Raw genomic sequence first — 20,345 nt, forward strand, 5'->3', positions numbered from 1 at the left:
GGTTAGCCTCGTTTATCGATGGTCGCAACCACAGACAAACCAGGAAGCAGACGACCTTTTAGCTCTTTCTGGTCTGGAATCGTGATTTTCACAGGTACACGTTGAACGATCTTGGTGAAGTTACCTGTTGCGTTTTCTGGTGGAAGTAGTGCGAACTTAGCGCCAGTTGCCGGTGAGAAGCTGTCGACAATGCCTTCAAGTGGTTGCCCAGGGAAAGCGTCCAATTCCACTTCAACCGTTTGGCCTTTGTGGATTCCACTTAGTTGCGTCTCTTTGAAGTTTGCCTCAATCCACACTTGATTGTTTGGCACTAAACTCATGAGCGGCGCACCGGCTTGAATTAATAAGCCTTCACGTACACTTCGCTTACCGATTACGCCATCTATTGGCGCATAAACTTTGGTGTATTCAAGGTTTAACTGTGCCTGTTCTTGTTGTGCTTGGGCTTCAGTGACCGATGCTTTAGCTTGTTCTATTTCGCTAGCAATAACCGTTAATTGATCGTTGCTTGCAATCAGGTTTGCTTTTGCTTCTTCTAAGTCAGCAAGGGTTACTTTTTGTTGAGCGACCATGCTATCGACTTCATCTTGAGAAGCATAATTACGTTTTAACAGACTACGAGAGCGCTGCACTTGTTGAATCGCACGTTTGTACTCTGCTTTCGCTGAGTCAACGCCACTTTCTGCTTGGCTAATTTTGCTACGTTGTAACGTCTGTTGAGCAATGAGGTTCTTCACGTCAGACTGAACGACGGCTAGGTGAGCATTAGCCTGAGCAAGCGCAGCTTGGTAGTCACGATCATCGATTTGAACCAATAGATCGCCTTCCTTAACTGATTGGTTGTCCGTTACATAGGACTTAACGATATAGCCAGATACCTTAGGGCTGATATTGGTAATGTCGCCTTGTAGGTAGGCATTATCGGTCGACTCAAAGTACTGACCGTAACCGTACCAATATCCAGCACCAGCTAAACCCAATGACAGCATGATCGCAGTGGCAATAAGCGGGGCTTTTTTACGTTTTTTTGTGCTTACTGGTTGCGAAGCCGTGTTGTTCTCTGCCATTTCTCTTTTCTCATTTTGTTTTTATTTGGATGTAACGAATTGTAAATGAATCTGATTGATTGATAAGATAGGAAAAAGGGGAAACACTGTTGCAAAAATCTTACTAATTGTAATTTTCGGAGGTCTTATGGACTTAAATGCTGTGACTGTTTTCACACAAGTCGTTGATTGTGGGAGTTTTACGCACGCTGCTGAAGTGTTGAATATGACGAAATCAACAGTGAGTCGAAAATTAGCGGAGCTAGAACAGCATTTAGGTGTGAGACTGATCACTCGTTCGACTCGCAGTTTGATACTCACGCCTGAAGGAGAGCGTTTCTATCAGTCGAGCCTTCAAATGCAAGAGATCATGAATCAAGCGGAGCTGGAAGTCTCTGCAAACCAAGACCTGATTCGCGGTCCATTGAATGTAGTACTACCGGTAGAGTTGGGGCATCAAGTGCTTGCTAAGTATATCCATAGCTTTCTGCTTGAATATCCGAATGTGACGATGAACTTGGAGCTAACCAACCGTGAGGTTGACATCATCGGCGAAGGAATCGACCTGTACGCACAGATTGGTGAGCTAGTCGATTCAAGCCTAGTCTCACGTTATCTAACAACCTCTAAACGTGTGCTAGTGGCGAGTCCTAAATATCTAGAACAAGTTGGCCCGATAAACACGCCAAAGGATCTGAAGATCCCATTTCGCATGATAGAGGTGGTAAATAAAGCGGCACGTCTACCTAAGTGGGAATTGCAATTAGGTGATGGGGAGTCTGAATTGATTAAGCTACCAAGCCAGCTTCGGGTAAACACGATTACTGCGTGTTTAACGGCCTGTGTCGATGGCTTAGGGCTGGCTGTGTTACCTGAGTTCATCTGTCGGGAGCATTTCAAGACTGGTCGACTGGTGAATCTGCTGCCGGAATATAACATGCCACAAGTTTCGGTAAGCTTGGTGTATGCCGACAGACAATTAATGCCGAAACGCAAGAAGGTATTTATCGATTACCTACTTACAGCGTTTCAAAGTGAGAAGCGTAAGTAGCTTGGTTTGCTTAATCCTGGGCGTTATAACGGATAGCTTAATCCCTTAGCTTTCTGCTACTAGCTAAGGGACCAAATTAATCACATTCAGTTAAGTTCGGATTTCCACTTTATGACTTCTCCATTGCTTAATATCGCTTTGATGGAAGCCGCAGCCACATCGATGTCGCTTTTATTAAACGCTTGATCAGAGAAGTTGGCGATGATCTTGCTACCATCACTGAACGTGGTTTGTTGGACAGTCCCGTTGTTATTTAACCATGAGAAATCAATCAACGCTTTATCCCACAGTTGTTCATGTATCGGCTCAAACCCATCTTGATAGTGTTTTAACGCTCTGAGCCTCGTGTTTGTGCTTTTGAGAGCTTCGTCTCTGGTTAAGTGCACCATCGCGGGCGTGTTATATAGCATGGCTGTTAAGTCACGGTTGGTTTTCACATCGGTAAACTTGAGACTGTCTGAGTGCCAATGGTGCATATTAATCACTTCATCATGAAATACAGCTTGGTAAAGCGGAACACGATATTGAGGCGAAAATAGTAGCGACTTGTACGGTTCTTTAACCTTTGCTGGTTTGAAGAAAAAGTCGGGTTTATGACCAGGATACCAACGACCTAGAAAGTAGGGGGATTGGCGGTCTTGTTTCATCTCTTTATCTGTCCACCCAAACCCAATCGTTTCCAAGCCGTGCGCAAACGCAATGCCTTTGGTGGTTAAGCTGTTGCCGTCTTCGGAACCCAATATCAGTGACGGTTGCTCACTTAGCCAATGCATTCGGTTGTTGAAATCGGAAAGCATCTGCAATTCACTTGTATTGTCACTGTAGTCTTCACGTGCCATTGCGGTCGCATCGACATCTAAAAATAAACTATTAAAGTGACCAAATTTCATGATGTCTTTAACGCGCTGTTTTACGTAGTCCAAATGGCAATTAGGGTTTAAGTAGAAGCCGTTACCACGAAATCCTTTTTTCAAAGCTCCATCAGCTTGTTCAATTGCGCATGTCTTTCGTATTGGATCTGGTAGCTGAGCGGTTAACCAGCTGTCATTTAATTGAGCCGGTATTGCGGTGTTATAGGAGTCGTAAGTCCCAACCAAGTAACCAGATTGTTTGGCTAACTCGACCGCGTTTGGCTGATAAAAGGCAGGCATCCAGTTATCAAAGCCCAACCAAAGCTTGTTCAATCCGGCGTTATTTAGATTATCGACCATGCCGGATGATAAAGCTTGCCCCCAAGTGTCTGGTGAATTTAGAAACGAAGACGCATGTTCAAATAACCATTTTTTTCTGCTTTGCGCTGCGATGTATTGCGCCTCAATCGTGTTGTCAGCAAGTGTAGGAGATGCGACGGGATATAAGCTTTTTAGTGATTGGCTAATCGAATCCAACAGCAACTGTTTGTGGTATTGGTTCAACCAGTCCTTACCCTTAGACAAAGGTGATAGCTCGCGCTTAGCTTCATCGGATATGCTGAGCTTAGAGCGTCCAAAGTACCATTCTTTTAGTCCCCACCAGTCTTTTACATCTTGGATGCTCAAAGGATCTTTACCAAAGAGGTAGACATGACTTGCACCAACTAGTTTGTTGATATCTGGATTACGCGTTTGTTTTGACGCTAGTGGTTCTGATAATCCATTCTCGATGCGCCAGTCTCGGTAATGCTTGGCACCATCGAGCATTGAATTGCCGAGCGTTATGCGGACAGCAAAAGGTTGTGATTGATTTAGCGTGGTAAATTGATGTGATGCGCTCATATCAATAAGGGACTTGTTCTTAGAGTTCGATTCAGAACCGACATCAGTAAAAAACAGTTGGTTATTGGTCGGGTTGATCAACTGGTAGCTGATGAACTGATCGCTCTGCTGCGTGGTCCAAAACGGCATCTTTAAGTCTTGAGTTGTGTTACTTCCAGAGTGGTTATTGGTGAGGTAACGGGCCCATAACTTATTGTCGGTAGGTACGCGCATACCTTCACTAAAGGGCAGCAGCAGTGTTTGTGTTTCTTGTTCCGCAAGGTCAAACCAAGCCAGTTCGATTGGTTGGTTGCGCTTTACTTTTATATCGGAAGGTAGGGTGAATTGTAGGTCTAGCTCACCTTTGTTTAACTCCGCTTTTACTCCGATTCTGCTTGGCATTAACGTCCAAAAGGCTCTGGTTGATTCCGTGGTTATCTCGGCAACTGTTTGAGGGATACCGTCAACGGTTAGCGCAGCACTGTTAGCGCTCAAGCCATTCCAATCTATCGTGAGTGTTGATGGGTTTATTAAAACAGTATTGTTAGTTTTGTCGCCAGTGTGGTTTTGAAGTGTAAATTCACTCGCTTGTGTCTCTGTTGAAAAAGTACAAGCGGTGAATAGGGCTAACATGGCACAAGATGAAGCATTTAATTTATGGTGGATATTCAGCATGTTTAGAGTCCGTGGTAGTAAGTACGGCTATTACATCTAAGATGCGCTAGTGTTTTGTCACCTATATGTCTCTATTTCTGCTTCGTAGAACCATCAAAGCTATCCATCACAACGAACCATCAAAACTACCTATCAAGATATCCCTCAAAGTTATACAAAAACGCTTTCTAGAAAGGTACAGCGACGCGTTGAACGTACTGGACCTCAATCGCACCTTGGTACTCGAACATTTCTACTGATGCGCTTAAGTACTTGGCCTGTGCTCCAGTTGGGCTTTGTGCAGGAACCGCAACTTGCTTTGCCTTGATCGGCACTTTGAAACCTAACATGTTGTAGCTTTCATCAAACCATTGCCAACTTACGTGGGTATTCGGGCAGTTATCGATAACCTCTGGTGGCGTCACCACTACGTGTGCGTTCTCAAGTTTATTCTCCAGTGTTAACCAGCGATTACTGTCATCTAAAGCAACAACAATGGGGTAGCTGTTCGCCCCAACGGTTAATTGATAAACACCAGATTCAGGCTTAATGAACATCTCATTCGTCTCGATTTCTTGGTAATCAACGCCTGAGTCGAGCTGCCCTTCAATCACAGAAAGACCATCTGGAGCGATGAGTGTGACAGGCTGAGCCTGTTCATTTAGATCACTGCTGCGTGGTTCGGCTGAGATTTTAATCTGATAGCCCTGTGATGAAAGACCGTAACGCTTAATAAAGCTCACTTGGATATGGTGGGTAGATACATCACTTTGTTTTAGTTGTCTTCCACATTGAGTTCTAGTGAGTATTTCTTGTTTTACGGGCAGCCAAAGCTGACTATCAAGTGCTTCTTGATTCAGTGCGATCTGTAGTTCTTGCCATGCAAGCTGCGGTTGCTCATCAAGTAGCGATTGATAGGAGCGCTGTAAAGGTGTCTCTGCAAACCAAGTCGCATGACTAGCAAACGGCAACGCACACAGCAAAGCGGTTAACGATCTTACTCTCATTGGGAGTCCCCAACTAAACGATAGCCAACACCACGGTGAGTTTCTAAGTGGAGTGTCGGCAGTTTCTGGCGCAAACGGAGTATGTGATTGTCTACTGTTCGGGTGCTTGGAAAGGCTTGATAGCCCCAAATTTTATTGAGCAGTTCGTCTCGATGAAACACTCGCCCTTGGTTTTGAATAAACAGAACCAGCAACTGAAACTCCTTTGGTTTCAGAGCGATAGGGCTTTCTTCCAGATAAGCAATTCTTTCTGACAAATTGAGCTTTATGTTGGCGTAAGCTAGATGGCTTGTACCTAGAGGACGCAGTTGAGTGATGACCCGCGCCAGCAACTCTTCATTTGAAAATGGCTTAGTCACATAATCTTTTGCTCCTGCCATTAAGCCTTCTACGCGCTGTTGAACTTCTACTTTCGCGGTTAATACAATCACGGGTAGCGCTTTAAGGAGCAACCAGTTTGGAAGATGTTGTAAGCTGTCACCGTCTTCTAGTTGTCTATCGAGTACGACAAGATCGGCGCGTAACCATAGTTTATTGGCGTTACTGGAATCTTGCGCCCAAAGACATTGATAACCGTTAGACTCAAAGAAACTGACGAGGCCTTGCCCAAGTAACGGGTCATCTTCAATCAGTAGTAGGGTGTTCATAAGCTATTTCCAAAATACATCTGGTTGGATTACGAAGAATAATGAGGCGTCCATTTGCCTGTTTCATTAAATGTTCCACAATGGTGAGGCCAATACCCATGTTGTCGTGTTTATGCGGGTCGTTTGGAGTGACTCGGGACAAAGTACGTTGTAACAACGAAGGGAAATGTCCTTGATCTTGCACTTCGATCCTCAGTTTATCCGCGAGCGTTACATTAACCAATACCTCACCTTGACCGTGTTGCTTAGCGTTCTTGATCAAATTATCTAAGCAAATCGTTAGCCAGTAATAGGGCAGGTTAAGCTCGACTTCTCCGGACTCACATTGATAGCCTATGTTGTGCTTCTCGCATACATGTTCAAGCCACTCTTCAAGCGAAGCGTTTTGCTTCAATAAAGGTTCAGATTGTTCAGTGCTTAGGTAGACCTTACTGTTTTCAGTGAGCTGAGACAGCCTTTGATAGTCAGAGATTAAACGCCAAACCGCACCTTGAGTTTCATCTGGGAACTCATCGTAGCGATTTCTGAACATTTCGACTGTTAATCCCAAACTGGTGATCGGTGTACGCAACTCATGAGTCAGTAGTTGCAACACAAACTGTCTCTCTTTGCGTTGCTTCGTTTTTAAATACAGTGAGCGTCCTAATATAGAACACAGAACAATCAGCAACGAAAATATCATCACTTTCATCATGAGCGTGTCATTGCTTGTTTCACTAAGACACAGGTTGCTGTAACGAAAAGAGCAGTTTTCTCCAGATAAACTTACGCCTTGTTGTTGTGCAATGGGTTCCCAAATATCTTCCGGGACGGCCTTCCAGCCTTGTTCTCCACTTAACCAAAGTACATCACCTTGTTGCCAGGCTCGGTATCCATCAAGCAGAGCTTCTCTTCCTTCTGCTGATAACGGTTGCAGTTTGGTGTAGAGCGGGTGCAGTGGATTGGTAACCGTTAAAAACGGGCGGATTTGTTCACTTGTCTCTGGGTAATACGCTACATAACGGTCTGCAAAACTTCCACCTGCAGGGTGTTGTTTAGAGTGAGCGGCAAACCAGATTGAATCTAAGGTTTGTTGCTGACACAAAGCGAGCTCGAACTCGATGGCATCGTTTAACGCAGAATTAGAGGGTTTAATCGCTTGGCACGTTTGTTGTATCGTGGCTAACGACGCAATATCTTGCCAACTGAATTTGTTAAAATTGGGGTAACGACTACGGTCTTTAAGCAGAACCTTCGGGTAATGAGATAACTCTTGTTGAGAAACAGAGATCGGGGATGCTTGCCAGCTCAATTGATAGAGTGCTTGCCATCTGTCTTGTAAGCTTTGGGCATTGGCTAATGTAGGGAGCCAAAACAAAAAACAAAGGGCTAGGGTCAGCCTGCGCATCCAGTTATTCTCATTAAAAGTCATTCGCGGGAGTCTAAAGAATTTTGCTCGAGATTTGTAACCTGAATGTCAACAAGTGTCCTCACTTTATCAAATTGTGACCGAGAGTCGTGAAACGAGTATTGCATTTCAATTGACGGTTACATTTACTATAAATCCAAAAGTGCAGTAAGTATCACTTATTTGGTTTTTATTAGATAATTATGTACTTACTGTTACCTTTAAAACGATGGGGCTGAATATACTGGATTGAAACCAATAAGAGGAACCATCATGAAAACAATTATTAAATCAGTATTGGCAATCAGCATCGTAGCGGCAGGGTCAGCTCACGCTTTTGAATTAACGAGTAACGATATTCAAGAAGGCCACCCAATGGCTAAGACTTTTGAATATTCTAGTTGGGGCTGTGATGGTGACAATTTGTCTCCGCAATTAATGTGGAAAGATGCGCCTGAAGGAACCAAAAGTTTTGCAATCACGGCTTATGACCCAGACGCACCAACCGAAAGTGGTTTTTGGCATTGGGTTGCATTTGATATTCCAGCAACCGTGAATGAATTACCTCGCGCAGCGGACATTACGAAGTTGGGTGGCAAGGAAGGGCGCATCGATTACGGAACGATCGGTTTTGGTGGCGCTTGCCCTCCTGAGAAAGACGGCATGCATCGTTATCAATTCACTGTTTGGGCGTTACCAACTGACAAGCTAAACCTTGATGAGAATACACCGTCGGCTGTCGTAGGCTTTACACTGAATAGCATGGCGTTAGATAAAGCAAGATTGACGGCAACTTACACACGCTAGTTTGTTACGCTAAACGTAAATACGAATAAATGGGGGATGAGATGAATCATCAATATCAAGTGACAGTTTTTCGAGCTGAGCAGTTACAAAAACTGCGTAATGTGAGGATTCTATCCCCTAGTTTTATCGATATTAATGCTAAAATACTATAAGTGTCTGATTTTGTTGGGTTTGTCTGTTTTTGGGGAAGCATAAAAAGACGAGAAAAGCCGACTAAATCAGACTATAACCGAGATTTGCCGCCACTTTGTCGCCACTAATTTTCTAGTGGATTTAGTTCAACGGCTTGTATTAAGTGCTCTGGTGCGAAGTGCGAATAAGTCATAGTTTGCTCTATCTTCTGGTGACCCAAAATACGCTGTAACACCAAAATATCGCCACCATTCATCATAAAGTGGCTAGCAAAGGTATGTCGAAAAACGTGAGTGGCTTGTCCTGCGGGTACATGGTTTGGTAATGCTCGTTTAACACACATCCAAGCCTTTTTGTAATTGACATTGAATATGGCGTGACTACTTACTGAGTTCCTTAAGATCTCTTCATACAGCGTAGGGGAAATAGGGACGGATCGATTCTTTTTACCTTTCGTTTCAGTGAAGGTCAGCTTGTATTTTGTTATTTGAGAATGTTTGAGTGAAAGAGCCTCTCCTATACGGCATCCAGTAGCCAAACAGATTTTAGCGACAACATGAATCTGTTTTGCTGGAAGGCTGTCATCAGCAGCTAAAGCACTAAGAACGTTATGTATTTGCTCTTTTGTTAAGTAGCTAAGTTCTTTCTCTGCAATTTTGACGAGTTCAATATCCGCTAAAGGGTTCGGTAATTTCCATACATCATACTTGATCAGTCGATTAAACATTGAACGTAAGGTTTTTAGTTCGATGTTTTGAGTAGATGATGAGATAGCTACATTTGGGTGGTTACGATGGTAGCTCACACGATTGGCGCGATAGGCCAAATAGTCTTTTTTCGTAAATAGATGTGCTATTGGGTTATTGAGCATGGTGATCGTTTTAGCCATAAGATGATATGAGTTCTGACCTGTTTTCACCGTATGGCCGTGAACTTCCCACCAGGTATCAAGCAAGTCCTTCAACCTGCGATTGTCGACCTTATCAGCTAACCACGGCTTATCGTTCACCTCACTCATCGTGAAGTGTTCAAATGCTGTCGCTTCTCCTTTGGTGGCAAAACGCTTTCTTATACGCTTTCCATCTCGCCCGCTTGGATAGCACTCGCATATCCATGTCTTTTTTGAGCCGTCTTTCAGATTTCTAACAGACATAATCAAGCCTTATTAAACTGTGTTTATATACAGTGTAATGGGCGTTCAAATGCATAGCAATGTTTTAAATTGAGGCTGGGAAACATCGTACTTTCGGCGTAATAGAAGTGAGCAGAGTCCTAGTTTCTGTTAAAGATATGAACCATTTTTATTGGTTGTTCAAACTCAAATATGCCCTAAAATTGTCTAACATTTGCTCGTTTAGAAGTCTGGAACATATTTTGTCGATTAATCTATGTTATACAGATAAATCTGTATTTAGTGATGTATGCACAGAACTTTAGAGCATAAATCATTGTTAGTTATAGTAAAAAAGATGTATCGTTTACGTCTGATATAGCCCTTTTCGCATCTTAGCATTAATAAAGAGATTTTATGAAATTAAGTTCAAATTCCATTATTCATTTTACTGACAATATTGAAGCGATTTATGGAATATTTTCTGCAGGGTTTAGGCTTAAATACTGTAAAGAATCAATTTCAACGCCTGTAGAGAAGTTTGTTTTTTATGCCCCTATGGTGAGTTTCTGTGACATACCTATGTCTCAAGTAAAAGAACATATATCTAAATATGGAAACTATGGGATAGGACTAACTAAAGAGTGGGCTGAACGTAAAGGGCTAAATCCTGTACTTTACTTGGAAAAGCAATCGACGGTTAGTAAGAGCATGTATTTACTAATAAGTAGCATTTTGTCAAATGCAGGAGAACCTGATGAGTGGACGAATAATGAAACTTATGTCGCTGATGTAATTAGGTTCATGAAGAACTATGAGGATGATTTAGCCAGAAAAAATCACCCACTGGTGAAGAATTACCGGTTCTCGGATGAACGTGAGTGGCGATTCTGTCCTTCACATAAAGATTGTAAAGATATGATTTTATCTAATGAGTATATGGAAGCTCACTTTGATGATGCAAACTCTGAGCTACGTCTTTTGAACTTAGAGTTTGAAGCTAAAGACATCAAATATATAGTTCTCGAAAAAGAATCAGATATAATCCCTTTTTTAGATTTCATGAAACGTGAGAAAGGGAAAGCATATAGTTATAGGGACGTTGAAGTCTTAGCTACTAGAATTGTTACATCTGATCAGATAAAAACAGATTTCTAGTGATATAACAAACGTTTAAGACTCAAGATACTTTTTCTAATGTTCACGGAATGAGTTAGAGCTTCGCCCCTAACTCACTTTTGCCCAAAAGATTCTCGGATTGAATGCTTACCCGTGGCATTTTTCTAACTCGAAGTGACCCATTTCGTTATAAACCCATTGCGTATGCTGCATAATGTAACTTGCGTGATGAACTTACTTCTGTCTCTAGACTTGTTAACTTAAATACTCTATTTGAATTAACAGGCATACTATGGGTGAAAAGTATCCGGCCTTAAATAAGAAAAGGGATCAGAGCTAAAAGCCTCCGATCCCACGTAACTAGCAACAATTGAAACGCGAACAAAATTGATTTTATATAGCGTTCGTTATTTTTCAATCCCATAATTTACCCCACAGCCCCACTTTAAGTGGGGCAGTGGGGTAAGTTTCGGGTTCGAAAGACCTATGAAGATAAAGTTATTTCAGATAAACAACTGTTTGCTAAGCGGTAGCATAGTAATCACGAAGTTCATCATAAGCTTCCTTGGCTGAGTAGTATTTCGTTCCTCTAGCTTGAGCATCATTATTCAACTCCTCAGAGTTGAAAAGGTCATAATATTTTTTGAACCATTTTCTATCGATATTGTAATTCCATGCAATATCGCTTTTGTTTGCTTCCACATATCTAATTAAAACAGTATTGAAAATGAAATTGTTATAGTTTCGAACGCAGTTAAGGCTGATTGCATTTGATTCTTGTAAAAAAGCTAAGTTTAAGTATATAGGCTTTTCAAAGTAACCAAAGGCGTGTATCAATTAGTCGACCAGAAAGGCAACTTTGAACGTAAGACAGACCAAGCCGATAAGCTTGAATGCCTCACTCAACAAATCAAAGTGCTCGAAGATAGAATCGCAGAGATAGACGGTAACCACACTGAAACCGTCAAAGGCAATAGAGCCATCAAAGCTAAGGACATCACCGAAGAGGCCGACACTATCAAGTTCAATGGCGGGAAGGGTGTTTGTACCGGCGCGAGTATTTGCCCGTTTATGGGTAAACCGCATGTCGATGTATCAACTACCGTTTTTGCAGGGAAGTAACAATGGCGATAAGTAAAGCATCACTGAAACAGAAATTAGAAACCGAGCTTAAAGCCCAGGGCTTTGTGCTTGATGGTGAATTTGCTATGGCAGGTAAGATGGCAGAAGCGATCGCCAACGCGGTAGTGGATGAAATAACAAAGAATGCTCAAGTGGAAGTCACAGGCGGCAGCTCAGCCGGGAGCTATCAAGTGCAGTAGAGCTTTAGTAAACCAAAATGAGGCCTTAGCTTTTAAACTCATTTTTGCCCCAAAGTGTGTTTAGATTGTTTACTCCACTCAAGTATCTGTTCCAAATAAGCCCTAATTCTTCTTATGTTTGGTTCATGGCAAGGATCATTGGTTTTCCTTATAGTTTTCAATAAAGATTTTATTTAGTGGGCTTACAGTACCCGCAAAATGTTCGCCAATAACATGGGTATAGATTTGTGTCGTCGCTACATCTGAATGTCCTAATAGCTCTTGGACTGTACGAATATCTTGCCCCGAGCGCAGCAGTTCGGTAGCGAAGCTATGACGGAAGGTATGGCATGTTATTCGTTTATTAAAGATTTTAGCCTGTTGCACCGCTCGTTTGAGAGCCTTTCTTGGTGCAGAATCGTGTAAATGATGCCGACAAAGCTTATTAGTCAGTGGGTGCCGACAGATGCTTAAAGAAGGAAAGATAAACATCCAAGCAATTTGTTTAAAAGCGTTCGGGTACTTTTTACCAAGGGCGTGTGGAAGCGAGGGACCGATGCCTTGTTTGATATCTTCTTCTTGTATTTTTGACGCTTTCAGAATTTGCAATTGAAGAGAACCAATTAACGTTGGGCTAAGTAAAGTTACGCGATCTTTTTTTCCTTTCCCATCTCGCACGGTTAAAGATAGGTTTTGTAAATCAAGATCTTGAACTCTAATTCTCAAACACTCATTAACTCTAAGTCCAGAACCATACAACAGAGAAAAAATGATGTGATTAACACCAGAAAGGTGTGACAGTATCAGTTGGACCTCATTTGGCGTAAGTACGCTCGGAACCTTGCGCTGCTTTTTAGCATAAGTAAAACCTAGATCACCAAGCGGTCTTTGTAAAAACTGGTTGTAAAGGAACGCAATCGCATTAAGCGCGACTTTTTGAGTGTTGATAGCGACGTGTTGTTCATTAGCAAGATAAGACAGATAGGCTGTTACCTCAGTCGTTCCCATATCTTGAGGATGCTTTAGCTTGTTAAAGCGAATGAAGTATTTTATCCAGTATATATAGGCCTTTTCTGTTTTGAGACTATAGCCTCGCATTCGCATGTGTCTACGGATTTCTTCAATGAATTTGCTTGCCATTTCCCACATCCCAAAACTGTTTTTTTATACAGTTTATTGGTGTTAGAAGGAGTTTGAGTATGAAAAACGGCTTGTTTTATCAGGAGTAGTGGCTCATTTTGTCGGCAGAGCAATTAGTAAGTCGTTGTTAATCGGTAAGTTGAAGCAAGAACCCCCCAAGATAACATGCCACGTAAAAAGTGATAACAGGCCGGCTCGTTTTTATGTGAAGGTAAAATAATAAAATTTATGTATATTCTTTATTTTTTAATGGTTTATGTTAGATTGATTGTAAGTTAGGTTGGAGGGAAAACGAGCCGGCCTGTTATTAAGAATGTTAGGCATTTAGTATCCATTACACTTCACAGCTTTAATCCTCTTAATGAGACGTTGGAAAAACTATGAGTAATAATCCTATTGAAGAAGTTTTAAAAAATATGCCTGGTAACGGCAGCACCGAGTGGGAAAATACATTTTATGGTTGCCTAGCGGAATGTGGTGTATGGGATACTGAGAAATTTTGGTTTTTTCATCGAGCACTGACTCAGATTGGAGAACTGGTACAGCAAGATACCGATGTGGATAGAAACTTGGTATATGCATTACTCTATATCCAACATGGTGTATTAACTCATATAGGTTCACATTTTGACCCTCGTGTTGATTGGAAAGTAGAATCCATTGATGATGAGGATTTACAAGAGTATGCAGAAAGGTTTCAGATAGCTGTACTTAGCGCTATATCAGGTAAGGTTATGTCAGAGTCATCTTTTGACCTTACCAATCCACTATTGTGCAATACCTAACAAGGCACTCAAACTGACCTCCAACACGTGGTATTTTTGCTTCGCAAAAGTATAGCCACATGTTTGCGGCAGCTTAGTGCGGCGTTAGCTTTAACTGATTTCCAATTAATTAATCTTTATACAAGGAAGTAAAATGAATACCAAAGTACTACTTGCTAGCTCTACGTTAGCTCTATTATCTGGCTGTGCAACAACATTACCAACAATTCATGATGTTGACTTAAATAATTTAGCAGATAACCAATCAGTGTTAATATTTTCAACTGGTGCTTTTGAAGCTTGTAAATTTAATACGGCGCAGGTCGTAGTTAAAAAAGAAGAAAATAATCCTGCTATGCTTGATAGCATCGGTGTTTATCAACTTAACAATGGGTACGTCGATAGCTTCTTTGAGGAAGAGTATGGTCTCGTATACTCGACAATTTTAGAACCAGGTACGTATGACTTTTGGTTATCTTCTACAAATTCGTTTCTTACTTATGACGAGCCTCTGATTACTGAACCATTTACTTTAAACCCAAAGGAAATTAAGTACATAGGTGAAATATATGGTGACCGTTGTGGTGGTAATGGTGAGATTACAGTAACAATCAATGATCAAAAAGATCGAGATTTACAATATATTCAAGAAAAAGTTGAAGGGATCGATATATCTAAAGTAGTTATTGAGCAAGTTAAACCCACTAAACGTGAAATTAAAGCTAACAAGTAGCTTAAACGGAAAAATAACAGTTGGCCATCGCTTCGCGATTATAGCCAACTTTTATTTTCCGCTTAGCTAGGCGTTATGTGTAATCGGAGGTAAAGTGCTAAACCATAACTCGAAGCAACAAGTTAAATCATTTGTAGCTAAGAATAACTTTATTCCGGTAATGAATAACACAAAGTGGAAAGAACTGTTTGACCTGTTAAATCAAGTCGATGACCTAATTAGTTTTAGAGTCACCTACGTAGATCAAACAACATGGCCTGAGCCTGATAGTTCATTCACTTATACCTCTGAGTTAGCTCAAATATGGGGTAATTTTTTGGCAATCGAGTTTATTGATATATCAGCCCAAATTAGTCATCCTCAAGGTGCATTACTAAAGCCCGTTGTTGTTGACCATATCGATAAAATAATTAACATTTGTAACTCTAAGTCAGCGAAATTTTCTATTACTGATGACGGTATTAGAATTTATGGTTACTTGAGACACGGTTTGGATGTTAACGTGCATAATTACACATAACAAGGCAATCAACGCGGGCCGCTTTGTCAATGCGGCAGTTTTTCAAAGTGTTGTGAATACAATGGATTAAAGCAGTTTTGGGTTGTTTGATAAGCGCCCGTTATTGCGACGTTATGCTTAAAAAGGAGCTTAGTAGTTGAGTTCGCTATCCAATCAAATAGACGAAATATTGCTAGAGCCGATGAAGATTCCAGATGTCTTCGAAAAGCTCTTCAGTTGGATTGAAAAAAACGGCTTCTACGAAGATAAGGAAGATGGGAGGGTTGGTTATCTATACCCAATCAGCAAGCTTAGATCTGAGTGGGGAGACAATCAAAGGCCTGGCGGAACATTAATTGAATTCTACGCCGAGAAAGACTGCGATTTATTTTATTTCATAAATGAAAAAACAAAGGGCCGACTTCGGGTCTTCGCCAGAACTGGTGGTGATGGGTCAATGGCTGCGTTTTGGATTGACGATCAAGGGCAACAAAGGATTGTACATATAGGCTCAGGTTCTGGATCTATGCTGGCTTGTGTCTTGTGTGATGACCCTCTGGACTTCTTGAGACTCATTGCCATAGGTTACGATGAAATCTGCTGGAATGATGAGTTTGAACTTACACCTAGCGAAAGCTTTAAAAATAGTAACTTTGTGGTTCAACCAAATTTGAAATATCAGGATTGGCTAGTTCATGAGTTTCAAACCTCCATCCCAAGAAAGGCAAGTGACATAGTTAAAGAACCTGCAGAATTTGGAGATGAAGACTCGAACGATCCGTTTTGTAAATGGTTAATAGAAAATGACGCATAACAAAGCCAGCCAGAAGGACCAAAAAACCGCCGCTTCGCTCTGGTTTTTCGGCCCCTGCTGGCGGCGTTATACCTACTGGGAAAGTATGAAGAAGCTCATAGCATCAATATTTAGTTTATTTGCATCTGGCGCCAATGCTTCGGATGATTGGGTGGATTTCGTCACAACTGCTCATAACTCTTTGTCAGAAAAGCAAGAGTCGATTATGGCTGAGTATAAAATCGGAGAGCATGAACGATTCGATTGGGATCAAGAGAATGGAACTTTGGTGTTTTCCAACGACGGTAAGCCAGTAGTTATTGCTAAAGTACAATTCGTAGGCTCCGTTTCTACTAAGTCTGATACTTGGCTTTGGTCTTGGGCGAACAACACAATTTTAGACAATGTAAAAGACCAAATGCATAAAGTGAAAGAGTATGGTGTATCTAAAAATTATGAAGCTCTCATCAATGAAAAATGGTCTGCCGATGAGGTAGATGGTTGGGAAATGACTTCAATCACAAGTTACCTTTTAAATGCTAAAGGCGCGTACAGAACTACTGATAAAACTGGTTTTACTTATATGGTAATTACAGACATCCATTGGGTAAAGTAGGTATAACAAGTGTCTAAACCAAGGGACGCAAAACAGCAGGCTTGCGCTCCTTCGTCGCTAATTTTAGCCTGCTATTTCGCGCCGGTTAGGCAAGCGTTATGTGAATAGGGAAAGGAGAACTAAGGATGATGGAATCAAGAGTTTTTAAACGCACTAACAGCGGAGAGCAAGAAGTAAGCTCACGGCTGTATAATTTTACCATCGGAGCAGTGCTGTGTTGGGGCTTCTGGATTAATTGGCTAATGGTTGGGAATATCCCGGTAGAGTCAATTGCAGCTATTGATCCTTTGGTCTTTTTCATAGGCTATTTTGCTAGCTGCTTCTTTGGAGTTTACTTATTCAGTAAATCTTCGAACCCATTGGTTAGTTTTGTTGGTTACAACTTTGTAGTTGTTCCTTTTGGATTAATCATCAACTTGGTTGTATCTCGCTATGACCCATCTTTGGTTTTAGATGCGATTAAGGTTACTGGTCTAGTGACTGGCATGATGATGCTATTTGGAACAATGTTTCCAGCTTTTTTCCAAAGAATCGCTGGTGCATTAACCATTGCGTTATTAGTTGTACTTGTGGTCGAGATCTTTCAAATATTTGTACTTGGAATCCACCAGGAATGGATAGACTGGGCCGTTGTTATCCTTTTTTGTGGTTATATCGGCTATGACTGGGGACGAGCAAATCAAATTCCCAAAACAATAGACAATGCAGTAGATAGCGCAGCAGCGCTATACATGGATATTATTAACCTGTTCTTGAGGATACTTAGAATTATGGGGCGCAAATAGAATTCACATAACAAACTGTTCAAGAGTGATTCGCAACGCGTGGCATTTTTACCATGCGTTAGTTTAAGTGATTAAGGTGGTATGCGGTGACATCGGTATTGCGTTGCTCACCTTAACAGGGCGTTATATTTCATTCAATATCGAGGGAACGATGCAAGATAAAAGAGTCAAAAACGTATATAGCTCTTACTTTCAATTTAATAATGAGCGAACTCTTTCCACAGATGTAAAAAGTGAACTTTTTACGTATGAGTTTGAAGGATGCTCAGTTTTTATCGACAAAACTCGTAAGTATGACAACCAGATAATAATCCATGGTGTTTGTACTGTAGAAGATTTTGAGAGCCATTTGGGTTTGTACAAACATAACTTCTCTCCTGAAATTTCTATCGAGCCACAGGCAATAACCAACGAATTGAAGGCGTGGTTATCAAGTCGTGAGTTTGTCCCAGCTTATGAGCATGAGTTCCTAGAACTAAGAGCCTTAAACTACGTAGAGCTTGAAGAAGCCTCGGAAGAAGTCACGGTTGAACGATGGACACATGATAATGTCGATGCGTTTCTAACTTTACTCAAAACGTCAGGTTTAGAGTGTTCAGATGAAATCTGGGATAAGAAGCGCGCATTTTATTGTACAGACGCATTTCGCTGTTTTGTCGCAAAAATCAATGGTGAACCCTGTGCTTGGGCAACGACCTTTATCGAAAATGAATATGCAATATTAGCCAATGCGTATACACAAGAAAACTATCGTTCAAAAGGGTGTCAAACTGCTTTGCTTCGAGCTCGAATTTCGGATGCAATGTCTCTAGGTGTACAAGTGCTTTTAACCGATGTAATGCCAAGCAGCACTAGTAGCAAGAATTGTAAATCAGTTGGTTTTACTAGTGTTAGTGTGCGAAGCGTATGGTGTAAGGACTAGAAATATAACAAAGCATTTAAGAGTGATTCGCAACGCTTGGCGTTTTCGCTTCGCTCAAGTATAGCCAAGCGTCGCTCACACCTTAATGCGGCGTTATACGTAAACCATGCTATATCACGATGCTAATAAAATAAGCGGTCTTGAACGCATAGACCTTTGGGAGTCCTTTGTTCTTGGCTGGGAACTTAAAGGCGAAGAATTACGCATTAAAATCGATGCGTACCTCCTTCCAGATCATGATGGCTATACGGAGCCTAAAGAAAAGGAATGGGCTTGCTTCGCTTCTGCATACTTAATATTTGACGGGGTTAAAGACATTTACGGGTTCAGTGATTTAACTGAATGCAAACCAGCTGTTGATGCCACTGGTGAAAAGGATTTTGGCCATATAGAGGACTTTCAGTTTACTGTCCTTGGTGAATATATATTTACAATTGAATTTGCAGGTAAGTTAAGCTTTAAGGCTAAAGGGGTTAGAATTTCACTTGAAAACGTATAACAAGGCAAGTCAATCTGACAGCTTCCTCTCCACTTGTGTTCGTGCGGGAAAAGCTTCGCACAAACACAAGTTCCGTTTCAGCTGCAGTTGCTTGCGGCGTTATGTACCTAGGAAAGTATGAAGCATATATTCAACGGAATTGATGTTACTTTGATAAACGAACCGCATTACTCGATAAATTCGACAGATAATGTTCGTTCATATGAAGTTGAACTCTGTAGAAATAATGAATACCAGCATTCTTCAGCGCACGGCTTGTTCGTCGGGGATACAGACTGCCCTGAATCATCTGTTATTTTTTTAGGTGTAGGTGGAGCGACAGGTGTTCACCAATACTCATTCACCATTAAAGACGATTCATGTTATGTTGCTTCGGGTGATTCTATATTCTCTTTAAAACTTCCATCACTAGAAGTCAATTGGATCAAAAAAGTCGATTTTGCTACTTGCTTTGGAGTCTTTTGGGTAAATGAGTTCGATTGTTTAATTTCGTGGGGGGAGTTGGAGATATGTCGTTTGGATTCCTGTGGTAACAAAATCTGGACAATATCTGGCCCCGAAATTTTCACGGAGGGCTTTGAGTTTGCTGGAGACCACGTATTAGTTACGGATTTCGATGGTATTGTACATAAAATATCAATTGAAACTGGCCTGTCAGTGCAAGTCGGTACATAACAAGAATTTCAAGCGGGACTGCTAACAGTTTGCTCGGTTCCGCTTCGCTTCACAATTTTAGCAAACTATTATCAGCCCCTTAAATAGGCGTTATGAGTAAATTCGAGTATGCAGTATCAATTGAACTATGAGAATGAAATTAGGTTTGGTCCAGCATATTACTCATTAGAGATTGAGGGAAAAAAAGTACCTAACTTCTTTTATGGCTTCTCTCGTAGTGAATTATTAAATGGCCGCTATTTAGTTATTGAAGAGTGGCTGACGACTGACTATAAAAAGGGTCCAATAACTAGAGTTGCGATCTTTGATTTAGAAAATAAATTAGTATCTCGTTTAAAGGTTGTAGAAAAAGGTTTCGTTGGTAGCTTCAAGCTAAACAATAATATCTTTTCTTACCATAAGAATTACCTCGCAAAAGGTAAAGTAGTCGAGTCAGAATTAGAATGGGACTCAATTAAAGAGTGGAGCTCCATTTACTCATAACAAACGCTTAAACCAAAGGACGCAAAACAGCAGGCTTGCGCTCCTTCGTCGCTAATTTTAGCCTGCTATTTTGCGCCGGTTAAGCGAGGCGTTATGTGTAGGTGAGCATGGGACCGAAGACTAAGGAGCTGGTAGAAGTTTTAGGTAGGCTTGTCCAGATGCTGGAAGAGGATGATCAGGAGAACTGGTCGGGTTGGATGTCGCAAGCTAGGAAATGGATTCTCGAATCAGATCATAGCGGAATTGAGAAAGTCCTAGGGGCGTATGGTGGTATGGGCTCCTTTAACGACACATATTTGAGCAAAGTAACTCGCCAAAACGAAAATTTTAGCAAGCTAAGAACGCGTGCCTGGGAGCTCGCAACAGAAATAATGCATGAGTCAAACACATAACAAGCGCAATCACTGGGACAAAATTTCCGCTGCGCTACAATTTTGCCCG

23 protein-coding genes and 2 pseudogenes are annotated in these 20,345 nt (G+C 41.3%); 17 read left to right on the forward strand and 8 right to left on the reverse strand.

Annotation, left to right across the window (positions count from 1 at the left end; translation table 11 throughout):
• Positions 1–2: 2 nt before the first annotated feature.
• Positions 3–1,067: an HlyD family secretion protein gene (locus BTO10_RS02045; RefSeq protein WP_105023391.1), complete on the reverse strand. Its 1,065-nt coding sequence runs from the start codon at positions 1,065–1,067 to the stop codon at positions 3–5.
• Positions 1,068–1,194: 127 nt separating this feature from the next.
• Here BTO10_RS02045 and BTO10_RS02050 point away from each other — a divergent pair, with 127 nt between their 5' ends.
• Complete coding sequence (locus tag BTO10_RS02050; protein WP_105023392.1) at positions 1,195–2,097, forward strand: LysR family transcriptional regulator; 903 nt, start codon at positions 1,195–1,197, stop codon at positions 2,095–2,097.
• Positions 2,098–2,183: 86 nt separating this feature from the next.
• Here the strand turns inward: BTO10_RS02050 and BTO10_RS02055 are convergent, their stop codons facing one another.
• From BTO10_RS02055 to BTO10_RS02070, 4 genes are all read right to left on the reverse strand, one after another.
• The gene (locus BTO10_RS02055) at positions 2,184–4,505 is read right to left on the reverse strand and encodes a glycoside hydrolase (RefSeq protein ID WP_105023393.1); all 2,322 of its coding nucleotides are present in this window, start codon (positions 4,503–4,505) and stop codon (positions 2,184–2,186) included.
• A 167-nt stretch (positions 4,506–4,672) separates the two neighbouring features.
• Positions 4,673–5,491 (reverse strand): DUF2861 family protein, encoded by an 819-nt coding sequence (locus BTO10_RS02060; RefSeq protein WP_105023394.1) that lies wholly within the window; start codon positions 5,489–5,491, stop codon positions 4,673–4,675.
• On the reverse strand, positions 5,488–6,138 hold the full coding sequence (locus BTO10_RS02065; protein WP_105023395.1) for a response regulator transcription factor: 651 nt from the start codon (positions 6,136–6,138) through the stop codon (positions 5,488–5,490). Before BTO10_RS02065 ends, BTO10_RS02060 begins: the two co-directional genes overlap by 4 nt.
• A complete protein-coding gene (locus BTO10_RS02070) occupies positions 6,116–7,525 on the reverse strand; it encodes an ATP-binding protein (protein ID WP_105023396.1) in 1,410 nt (469 codons plus the stop codon). The genes BTO10_RS02065 and BTO10_RS02070 overlap by 23 nt, the downstream gene beginning before the upstream one ends.
• A gap of 273 nt (positions 7,526–7,798) precedes the next feature.
• On the opposite strand from BTO10_RS02070, the gene BTO10_RS02075 reads away from it, so the two are divergent.
• Both BTO10_RS02075 and BTO10_RS02080 read left to right on the forward strand, forming a co-directional pair.
• Positions 7,799–8,332, forward strand: a complete 534-nt coding sequence (locus tag BTO10_RS02075; protein WP_105023397.1) for a YbhB/YbcL family Raf kinase inhibitor-like protein — start codon at positions 7,799–7,801, stop codon at positions 8,330–8,332.
• A 41-nt stretch (positions 8,333–8,373) separates the two neighbouring features.
• A pseudogene (locus tag BTO10_RS02080) lies at positions 8,374–8,466 on the forward strand (AraC family transcriptional regulator); the annotation flags it as partial.
• Positions 8,467–8,588: 122 nt separating this feature from the next.
• Here BTO10_RS02080 and BTO10_RS02085 read toward each other — a convergent pair.
• The gene (locus BTO10_RS02085) at positions 8,589–9,617 is read right to left on the reverse strand and encodes a phage integrase (RefSeq protein WP_105023398.1); all 1,029 of its coding nucleotides are present in this window, start codon (positions 9,615–9,617) and stop codon (positions 8,589–8,591) included.
• Between the two features lie 375 nt (positions 9,618–9,992).
• On the opposite strand from BTO10_RS02085, the gene BTO10_RS02090 reads away from it, so the two are divergent.
• On the forward strand, positions 9,993–10,733 hold the full coding sequence (locus BTO10_RS02090) for an abortive infection system antitoxin AbiGi family protein (RefSeq protein WP_105023399.1): 741 nt from the start codon (positions 9,993–9,995) through the stop codon (positions 10,731–10,733).
• 483 nt (positions 10,734–11,216) lie between these two features.
• Here the strand turns inward: BTO10_RS02090 and BTO10_RS23330 are convergent, their stop codons facing one another.
• Positions 11,217–11,396: a hypothetical protein gene (locus BTO10_RS23330; protein ID WP_146106813.1), complete on the reverse strand. Its 180-nt coding sequence runs from the start codon at positions 11,394–11,396 to the stop codon at positions 11,217–11,219.
• A gap of 108 nt (positions 11,397–11,504) precedes the next feature.
• On the opposite strand from BTO10_RS23330, the pseudogene BTO10_RS02100 reads away from it, so the two are divergent.
• Both BTO10_RS02100 and BTO10_RS02105 read left to right on the forward strand, forming a co-directional pair.
• A pseudogene (locus BTO10_RS02100) lies at positions 11,505–11,816 on the forward strand (hypothetical protein); the annotation flags it as partial.
• A gap of 2 nt (positions 11,817–11,818) precedes the next feature.
• Positions 11,819–12,016 carry a hypothetical protein gene (locus BTO10_RS02105; protein WP_105023401.1) on the forward strand — a complete coding sequence of 66 codons (198 nt, stop codon included), beginning with the start codon at positions 11,819–11,821 and terminating at the stop codon, positions 12,014–12,016.
• Positions 12,017–12,151: 135 nt separating this feature from the next.
• Here the strand turns inward: BTO10_RS02105 and BTO10_RS02110 are convergent, their stop codons facing one another.
• The gene (locus BTO10_RS02110; protein WP_105023402.1) at positions 12,152–13,135 is read right to left on the reverse strand and encodes an integron integrase; all 984 of its coding nucleotides are present in this window, start codon (positions 13,133–13,135) and stop codon (positions 12,152–12,154) included.
• A 380-nt stretch (positions 13,136–13,515) separates the two neighbouring features.
• On the opposite strand from BTO10_RS02110, the gene BTO10_RS02115 reads away from it, so the two are divergent.
• The 11 genes from BTO10_RS02115 (at position 13,516) to BTO10_RS23900 (ending at position 20,296) form a co-directional block, all read left to right on the forward strand.
• Entirely contained in the window at positions 13,516–13,920 is a 405-nt protein-coding gene (locus BTO10_RS02115) for an Imm41 family immunity protein (protein ID WP_105023403.1), read from the forward strand.
• 133 nt (positions 13,921–14,053) lie between these two features.
• Positions 14,054–14,632 carry a hypothetical protein gene (locus tag BTO10_RS02120; protein WP_105023404.1) on the forward strand — a complete coding sequence of 193 codons (579 nt, stop codon included), beginning with the start codon at positions 14,054–14,056 and terminating at the stop codon, positions 14,630–14,632.
• Positions 14,633–14,726: 94 nt separating this feature from the next.
• Positions 14,727–15,152 (forward strand): DUF6678 family protein, encoded by a 426-nt coding sequence (locus BTO10_RS02125; RefSeq protein WP_105023405.1) that lies wholly within the window; start codon positions 14,727–14,729, stop codon positions 15,150–15,152.
• A gap of 136 nt (positions 15,153–15,288) precedes the next feature.
• Positions 15,289–15,945: a hypothetical protein gene (locus BTO10_RS02130; protein ID WP_219846851.1), complete on the forward strand. Its 657-nt coding sequence runs from the start codon at positions 15,289–15,291 to the stop codon at positions 15,943–15,945.
• Positions 15,935–16,540 (forward strand): DUF6882 domain-containing protein, encoded by a 606-nt coding sequence (locus BTO10_RS02135; RefSeq protein ID WP_219846852.1) that lies wholly within the window; start codon positions 15,935–15,937, stop codon positions 16,538–16,540. Before BTO10_RS02130 ends, BTO10_RS02135 begins: the two co-directional genes overlap by 11 nt.
• A gap of 125 nt (positions 16,541–16,665) precedes the next feature.
• On the forward strand, positions 16,666–17,325 hold the full coding sequence (locus BTO10_RS02140) for a Bax inhibitor-1 family protein (protein WP_105023406.1): 660 nt from the start codon (positions 16,666–16,668) through the stop codon (positions 17,323–17,325).
• Between the two features lie 151 nt (positions 17,326–17,476).
• Positions 17,477–18,247: a GNAT family N-acetyltransferase gene (locus BTO10_RS02145; protein ID WP_105024231.1), complete on the forward strand. Its 771-nt coding sequence runs from the start codon at positions 17,477–17,479 to the stop codon at positions 18,245–18,247.
• A 106-nt stretch (positions 18,248–18,353) separates the two neighbouring features.
• Positions 18,354–18,746 (forward strand): hypothetical protein, encoded by a 393-nt coding sequence (locus tag BTO10_RS02150; RefSeq protein ID WP_105023407.1) that lies wholly within the window; start codon positions 18,354–18,356, stop codon positions 18,744–18,746.
• Between the two features lie 117 nt (positions 18,747–18,863).
• Positions 18,864–19,421, forward strand: a complete 558-nt coding sequence (locus BTO10_RS02155) for a hypothetical protein (protein ID WP_105023408.1) — start codon at positions 18,864–18,866, stop codon at positions 19,419–19,421.
• Positions 19,422–19,529: 108 nt separating this feature from the next.
• Complete coding sequence (locus BTO10_RS02160) at positions 19,530–19,904, forward strand: hypothetical protein (RefSeq protein WP_105023409.1); 375 nt, start codon at positions 19,530–19,532, stop codon at positions 19,902–19,904.
• A 158-nt stretch (positions 19,905–20,062) separates the two neighbouring features.
• Complete coding sequence (locus BTO10_RS23900) at positions 20,063–20,296, forward strand: DUF6966 domain-containing protein (protein ID WP_374955519.1); 234 nt, start codon at positions 20,063–20,065, stop codon at positions 20,294–20,296.
• The last annotated feature ends 49 nt before the right edge of the window (positions 20,297–20,345 follow it).

It is taken from the genome of Vibrio chagasii (genome assembly GCF_002954585.1).
GTDB classification, from domain to species: Bacteria; Pseudomonadota; Gammaproteobacteria; order Enterobacterales; family Vibrionaceae; genus Vibrio; species Vibrio chagasii_A.